Here is a 7,145-nt window from a genome sequence, read left to right as displayed (position 1 = left end):
CTTATGTACTAAATTAACCTCAGAAAAAGTTCATTTCTCTTTCGCCGAAGATCGTGGCTATAGAACAAACATACTGAATATGCCTTGAGTGTCAACCAATTTTTAAGGGCGATCGCATTAATTCTTTAACTCATTACTTCAAAACTTCAAAACTTCAAGACTTCAAAACTCCAAGACTTCAAAACTCCAAGACTTCAAGACGTCTTACTTCAAGACGTCTTACTCATTACTCATTACTCATTACTCATTACTCATTACTCATTATTCATCCACAACCAGTAACATTAGGTAAAGATGCAATATCTGAGTTTATTGTCACCCTCTCAGTTTTTCTGGTCAAGCTAACAATTTGACCATTGATGGAGATATACTTATATTGAGCTAAAGCTGCGGTAGATAAACTAAAAGTGGCAAATATTGCTAAAGAAGCGATTTTTTTAAGCATGTTTTGTTTCTGAAATCTACACTACTAATATTATTTAATTGGTTATCAAAAATTCTACTCATCTGGATTAGTAATTTCTTTTTGAGGGAAACATTCTTCTGCTTGCTCACATTTCTTGAGGATAATCTTGCCAAAGGGTAGTAGTTTTATGTAAGCTTGTATAGTCCCCATTCCCTAAAATTAAATGGTCTAATATAGGAATATTCAAAAACTGGGCCGCTTTCAGTAATTGTTCCGTTAGAAGAATATCTTCTTGTGATGGTTCTGTATTGCCTGTAGGGTGATTATGGGCAATAATTAGTTTAGCTGAACCTTGGCGAATAGCTTCACGAAAAATTTCCCGAGGATGGGCCAGAGTTTCTGTAGCTGTTCCAATAGTAATTAACTTATTACTAATTAAACAGTTTTTGATATCTAACATCAGAATAGAAAATTTTTCTTGAGTTTGCCACATCAAATCATGGCTAAAAACCGCCGCCGCCGCCTTAGGACTATCAATCAAAGCACGTTGATTAGGTCGTAACTGAAATGTTCTTTTCCCTAACTCGATGGCTGCAAGAATTGCTGTAGCCTTCGCTGGTCCTACTCCGGGAATGTTCATCAATTCTTGAGGGGTAACATTTCTTAATACATCTAAAGGGTCGCGTTTGTCCTGTCCTAATTGTTGAAGTATATGTTGTCCTAATCCTACTGCTGAAAGTTTGCCTTTGCCTTGGCCTGTACCTAGTAAAATAGCAATCAATTCAGCATTAGAAAGACTCGTTACACCAATACTTAGTAATCTCTCGCGAGGACGCTCACTAATTGGCAAATCAGCAATTCTTAGGTTATAAACCATTTTAGTGTTACGGAAAAAGACATTTTTGAATTTGAAAATATTCTATATATTGTAGACTTATTTAGCTCACATCTTCCACCAGTACTTATGTACCAAATTATTGTGGTCATCCCTCACCATTAAACCTCGTCCCTCAGAAAAAGTATCAATTTCAATTCCTAAAGATACTTTAGAGTCTTTAAAAACAATTGCTCACAATCAAGATATGTCTTTAGAAGCTCTCTTAAAATTCTATATCGGACAAGGTTTACGTCAAGACCTGGAGTGTGAAAAAATCCATAGAAATGATTAATGTACTATACAACAGGTAATGTAAATAAAGATTTATACTATTACATGCGATCGCCATGACTGGCGCGGACACTTTTGGTGAGGGCCTTGTCCCACCGCTGTTCTCTATTCCCTAACTCATTTTAACTTTTAATTAAGCCCACCCAATACTGCTTTTGTTAAGAGAAAATTATTGATTAGAGTAAGGTTGAAAGGAGATTAGGTACAAAGCCAAAAACCCCTCTCCCTGCTCAGAAGCTCCCTGCTCCCTGCTTTCTCAGAAGGAATATGTTTGATTCAAAACCTACGCAGTATTGTAAGCCCACCTACTTATTAAACAGATAAGCTTTTGAATACGAAATATTGATGGTGCGTTACACTTCGTTAACGCACCCTACTAAATTCTGAATACGCCTTTTTGGTCAACCAATTTTTAAGCGTTTCGCATTAATTCAAAACTCATTACTTCAAAACTCATTACTCATTATTCATCCACAAGTAAATGAGTGATAAAGATGCGAGGGTCTAAGTTAACGCACCCTACTACTACTATTACATGCGATCGCTTAGGATAAGATCAGAAATTTCGCCCATGGGCGAAATTATTTTTTGTACAATATATAGCACTACGCATTAATATGTGGAAACCAATTTTTAAGCGTTTAGTATTAATTCTTTTATTCAAAACTTCAAAACTTCAAAACTTCAAGATTCATCCACAAGTAAATGAGTGATCAAGATGCGAGGGTCTGAGTTAACGCACCCTACTACATTCTAAATTCTTCATTCTTCATTCTTCATTCTACATTCCATATACCACTGTCTAAAGGTTTGTTTTGGTATGGTAGGCATACGGCGATGTCTCACCCAAGGATTATATAGTTTATTAGCAAATAAACCTGGAAATCTGCTCATAATCTCTTGTTCGCCGATATTTTCCGCGGCGCGATACAGTTGAGGATTACCCAGTATAGTTCCCAAAGCTTTTAGGGTTAAACTCTTATTGAGGGGGAGTAATTTGCGTTTAGCGATTACCCGACGCCATTGATAGATTTGTTGAGGAATATCTATTTTAACTGGACAAACATCACCACAAGAACCGCAAAGAGTCGAAGAATAGGGTAAGTTGCTATACTTAACAATATCAAAGGTAGGGTCTAAAATAATACCCAGAGGACCAGAATAAACCGAACCATAACTTAATCCGCCACTGCGACGATAAACAGGACAAGTATTCAGACAGGCGCCACAACGGATACATTTAAGAGATTCCCAAAACTCAGCCATCCCTAAACGTTCACTACGTCCATTATCTACTATGACTATGTGCATTTCTCCTCCCTTTCTAGGACCTGTAAAGTGGGAGGTATACTGAGTAATAGGAGAACCTAAAGCGCTGCGAGACAATAAACGGATAAATACTGCTAAATGTTCTACCTTGGGAATTACTTTCTCAATCCCCATACTGGCAATGTGGAGAGAGGGTACACTTGCACCAATATCCGCGTTACCTTCGTTAGTACAAACTACAAAAGTTCCTGTTTCAGCAATACCATAGTTAACTCCAGTCATTCCCGCATCTGCCGCTAAAAAGCGAGGACGTGCATTATTGCGCATCACCTCGTTAAGATAGTGAGGGTCATTATTATTGGGGTCACTATCAATCTCTCTGGCAAATAAAGCCGCTACATCTTCACGGGTTTTGTGAATAGCTGGCATAACTATATGACTAGGAGGTTGATGGTCTAATTGTTGAATTCTCTCACCTAAGTCTGATTCTGTGACAGTAATTCCTCTCTTTTCTAAAAAGGGGGTCATCTCACATTCATCCTGCAACATAGATTTACTCTTGATTAGAGATTTGACTTGGTGAGAACTAAGTAAATCATAAACTATGTTATTATGTTCGGCACCATCTCTAGCCCAATGTACGTGAATTCCGTTAGCTTTAGCTTTAGCTTCAAATTCTTCGAGATATTCCCCTAAATGGGTGAGAGTATGGGCTTTGATTTGAGAGGCTAATTCTCGCAATTGTTCCCATTCCGGCAGTTTAGCTGCGGCGCGATCGCGTTTTTGTCTAACATTCCACAGATATTGATCATGTTTTGTTTGGTGGTCTTGATTGGCTATGAATGCTTCTGCGGCAGCCGCTTGATTTACTGGTTTACTCATAATTAATTACCATTAAGAACTTGAGCGATATGAATTACTTTTAAATCTAAATTACAATGTTCAATAATTCCTTTTTGGTGCATTAAACAGGTCATATCAGCAGATACTATATATTCTGCACCATTACGAAGATGGTCTGTCACCTTGTCATAACCCATTTGGGCTGAAACTGCTTCTTCAAATACAGCAAAAGTACCACCAAAACCGCAACATTCATCAGGTCGGTCTGGAGTAATTAGTTGGATTCCTTTTACTTTCTCTAAAAGATTCACAGTTTTAGAGAAAAAGGGTAACATTAGTTCTGATGGTTGAGCGTGTCCTATACCACGTAAAGAACTACAACTATTATGTAGACCAATTTTATGGGGAAATTCTGCCCAGGGTAACTCTTTGACTTGCAGGATATCGTGAAGAAATTCTACTAAATCATAGGTTCGACTGCGCACCTGTTTTACTGCTTCGGTTTGGGGGATAGCGTCAAAATTATCTCGAATGTGGTGGACACAACTCCCAGAAGGTCCAATAATATATTCAAAATCTCGAAAATTCTCAATAAATAAATTTTCTGCGGCAACCGCATCATCTTGACAGCCATTAGTAGCCATTGGTTGACCACAACAGGTTTGATTCAGGGGATATTCCCATTCTACTTCCAACTTTTCTAAGAGTTCTACTGTAGCAATACCTACTTCAGGGAAAAAGGCATCAATATAACAGGGAATAAATAAACCAACTTTCATAATAATAAAAATACTTTGAGGCTACGAGGTCCTTGGGCGCCGTGAATAATTACTGCTTCTATATCTCCAGTAGCTGAAGGTCCAGCAATAAATACTCCATAGGGTGAACTTGTTAAGTTTATTTTATTATAGGCGGCGTGCATATCTTTTACAAGTTTTCCTGTATCGAGGATTACAATTAAATGCTGAGTCAGAAAAGCTAAAGCATTAATTTTTAACTCTGCTTCGGTTAACCAAACTGCTGCTGTTTCTGCCACTCCAAATTGTGCTTTGACTATCGCTACATCTACATCTGCTAAATCTTGAGGTTTGGTGGTATCTGTTAGAGTTATTGTTCCTGTAATTTCGGGAATGGTGCTACAAATTACTTGAGCTTCCGGGTATAATTGTCTTATTCTCGGTTCAATTTCTTTGATATCTTTGATTTCAATCGCTTCTCCCCCCATAGCTGCTAATTGAACTTTAAATGCTGATAATAAGTCTATTGATTCTTCCTGAGGAAAAGGGGTTAATTCGGGAAGAGGGATTGCGGGAGGTTGATTTTTTTTGACTCCGGCTAAGATACTATTTCTACTATCCATATTCTGTATTCTGTGTTTCTCAGTTTATTTTTTGATTATAATCAATTCGTCAATGCACCAAAATTTTATAACTTTACAGTAACACTTTCAAGTTAATCATCTTCTTAGGAAAACTTACTTTTTCATCAGACTTGAGAGTAACAAAGCTAAAAAAGGACTTAGTACTATTAAAAAACTACCAATATAAGTTATTGTATTAGCTTGAAAGTGTTCAGTTTTTAAATATAATTTATCACCGAGAATAATTAACCAAGATGATAGAGTATAGATTACAAGTAAAAATACTGCATTTTCAGTCAATCTTTTAACGAATAGCTTGGTTATTTTTTCAGATTTTTCCCTACTTGTGAATAAACAATAAAAATAGCAGTTTACAATTATATTCACCAAGAAAAATACAATAATGATTAATAAAAAATTGTTCTGGTTAAGGAAAAAAATTGGGATAATTTGACAAATTACGTAAGCACATAAGCAAGAAATAACTAGTAATGAGGTAGGCACAAAAATGTTAACTAGTATGAGCATAATCTTGTATAGATTACATAGCAGAGCTTTTACGTATTCAAATAATATTATGGCAGCACATTGTACTCCTCGAAGTATGTAAAAGCCAAATTTACTCAAAAAATTGAATAAGGTTTTAAGTAATACTATTAAACATTGTAAAATCAATCTTAAGATTGAAAATGCTATTGAATTTATAGCATTTAAAATTCTCATAGCAATGGTGACAATTGAAGCATAAATTTTAACAGTAAAATTAGCTAATACGTTTATAAAAGTAATATTTGATTTGAAGACATATTGCCCTAAAATATCTAAATTTAATCGAGGTGTTGAGGGAATAAAAGATATGATATCTTCTGCTAAACGATTATTTTCTTGAATTATACTTTTGATTTGACGTTGATATTTACTATTATTCTTTACTATAATCACTAAATTAAAAATTATAATAGGGATGATTATTCTCAAACTTAAAATTGTATAAGTTAACCTGAAGTTTTGTTTGAAAAATAAACTTAAAAAAACGTTTTGGAACCACGAGTATCTAAATACGGCTAAACACAATAAACATATAAAACAAAAAAAACATATAAAAATAAACAAACCACTTAACCATTCATCATCATGGGAAGTTAGTGAATCAAATGAATTTACAATTATCGCAATAAAGGAACATAAAGTTAGAAAAATTGAGATGATTAGGATTGAGTATAATAAGTAATCGTCGCTTTCAAAAAAAGCCGACTCTGATTTAACAAAGACTATAAATAATAAGAGGTTAACAATAATGGCCGTCAATAAACCACAAATTGAACAATATTCTTTTTTAGAAAAAATATATTTTTGGCAGATATTCTCCTTGGCATAATATAAGTTAGCAAGGACAAACAAGAAATATATCATGAAGACAACTATTAAACATAAATCTAGATATAAACCCTGATTAATTAGTTTAATTAATGGTAAAAATATCTTAATATCTATTTTTATTTCAGTTATATTAAATTCCAGAGAAATGGTTTTAAATAAATAGAAAGAACAACCACTGACTATAGTTGTTGTTATAAAAAAAACAAGACTAGCTAAATTACTAATAAATAAATCTAAATTTATGTTTCTCAGTAATCCCCAAGGACTTAAGATAATTACTAGAATCAAATATAACAGCGGATTAAGATTTTTAATAAAATTATATATATATATGATTTTTTCATCCACTGAATCTTGATTGGGCAGAAGGAAATCTGTAAACTGATAATAATCTACAAATATTTGTAAAAGATAAAAAACTAATGTGTAGTAAAAAAGAATGATTATAAGTGGTATCCAAGGATTATATTCTAATTTAAACATAATTAAGTTTTTTTAAGGAAGTAGGCTTTGAGACTTTGATTTTATCATAATACATGAGGGCCCAAGTTCATGGGGTGACAAAGAAGCACGCTCTGTAAACAGCGTACCTCACACCAAAGCATCTATACCTAATGTTACTGGTTGTGGATGAATTATGAGTTTTGAAGTTTTGAAGTTTTGAAGTTTTGAAGTAATGAGTTAAAGAATTAATGCGATCGCCCTTAAAAATTGGTTGA

Annotated in this window: 7 protein-coding genes; 1 reads left to right on the top strand and 6 read right to left on the bottom strand. The window is 34.3% G+C overall.

Translation table 11 applies throughout. The features are described from left to right. Positions 1-265: 265 nt before the first annotated feature. Both MW688_RS19180 and radC read right to left on the bottom strand, forming a co-directional pair. A complete protein-coding gene (locus MW688_RS19180; RefSeq protein ID WP_486737620.1) occupies positions 266-445 on the bottom strand; it encodes a hypothetical protein in 180 nt (59 codons plus the stop codon). A 106-nt stretch (positions 446-551) separates the two neighbouring features. Beyond that, on the bottom strand, positions 552-1,283 hold the full coding sequence (gene radC / locus MW688_RS19175) for a RadC family protein (RefSeq protein ID WP_486737619.1): 732 nt from the start codon (positions 1,281-1,283) through the stop codon (positions 552-554). 100 nt (positions 1,284-1,383) lie between these two features. Between radC and MW688_RS19170 the strand changes: the two genes are divergently transcribed. After that, complete coding sequence (locus tag MW688_RS19170) at positions 1,384-1,575, top strand: hypothetical protein (protein ID WP_486737618.1); 192 nt, start codon at positions 1,384-1,386, stop codon at positions 1,573-1,575. A gap of 761 nt (positions 1,576-2,336) precedes the next feature. Here MW688_RS19170 and MW688_RS19165 read toward each other — a convergent pair. The 4 genes from MW688_RS19165 to MW688_RS19150 all read right to left on the bottom strand — a co-directional run bounded on the left by MW688_RS19165 (position 2,337) and on the right by MW688_RS19150 (position 6,909). Then, positions 2,337-3,725, bottom strand: coding sequence for a lactate utilization protein B (locus tag MW688_RS19165; RefSeq protein WP_486737617.1), 1,389 nt, complete (start codon positions 3,723-3,725; stop codon positions 2,337-2,339). Between the two features lie 2 nt (positions 3,726-3,727). Continuing rightward, positions 3,728-4,465 (bottom strand): (Fe-S)-binding protein, encoded by a 738-nt coding sequence (locus MW688_RS19160; protein WP_486737616.1) that lies wholly within the window; start codon positions 4,463-4,465, stop codon positions 3,728-3,730. Then, positions 4,462-5,046 (bottom strand): LutC/YkgG family protein, encoded by a 585-nt coding sequence (locus MW688_RS19155; protein ID WP_486737615.1) that lies wholly within the window; start codon positions 5,044-5,046, stop codon positions 4,462-4,464. Before MW688_RS19155 ends, MW688_RS19160 begins: the two co-directional genes overlap by 4 nt. A gap of 114 nt (positions 5,047-5,160) precedes the next feature. Next, the gene (locus MW688_RS19150) at positions 5,161-6,909 is read right to left on the bottom strand and encodes a hypothetical protein (RefSeq protein WP_486737614.1); all 1,749 of its coding nucleotides are present in this window, start codon (positions 6,907-6,909) and stop codon (positions 5,161-5,163) included. Positions 6,910-7,145 lie beyond the last annotated feature (236 nt).

Source organism: Johannesbaptistia floridana, from assembly GCF_057440575.1.
This window is presented reverse-complemented; position numbering and strand designations above follow the sequence as displayed.

Coding starts and splice junctions, on each gene's coding strand:
- MW688_RS19165 (WP_486737617.1), bottom strand. CDS start 3,725: ATGAGTAAACCAGTAAATCAAGCGGCTGCCGCAGAAGCATTCATAGCC.
- MW688_RS19150 (WP_486737614.1), bottom strand. CDS start 6,909: ATGTTTAAATTAGAATATAATCCTTGGATACCACTTATAATCATTCTT.
- MW688_RS19160 (WP_486737616.1), bottom strand. CDS start 4,465: ATGAAAGTTGGTTTATTTATTCCCTGTTATATTGATGCCTTTTTCCCT.
- radC (WP_486737619.1), bottom strand. CDS start 1,283: ATGGTTTATAACCTAAGAATTGCTGATTTGCCAATTAGTGAGCGTCCT.
- MW688_RS19180 (WP_486737620.1), bottom strand. CDS start 445: ATGCTTAAAAAAATCGCTTCTTTAGCAATATTTGCCACTTTTAGTTTA.
- MW688_RS19155 (WP_486737615.1), bottom strand. CDS start 5,046: ATGGATAGTAGAAATAGTATCTTAGCCGGAGTCAAAAAAAATCAACCT.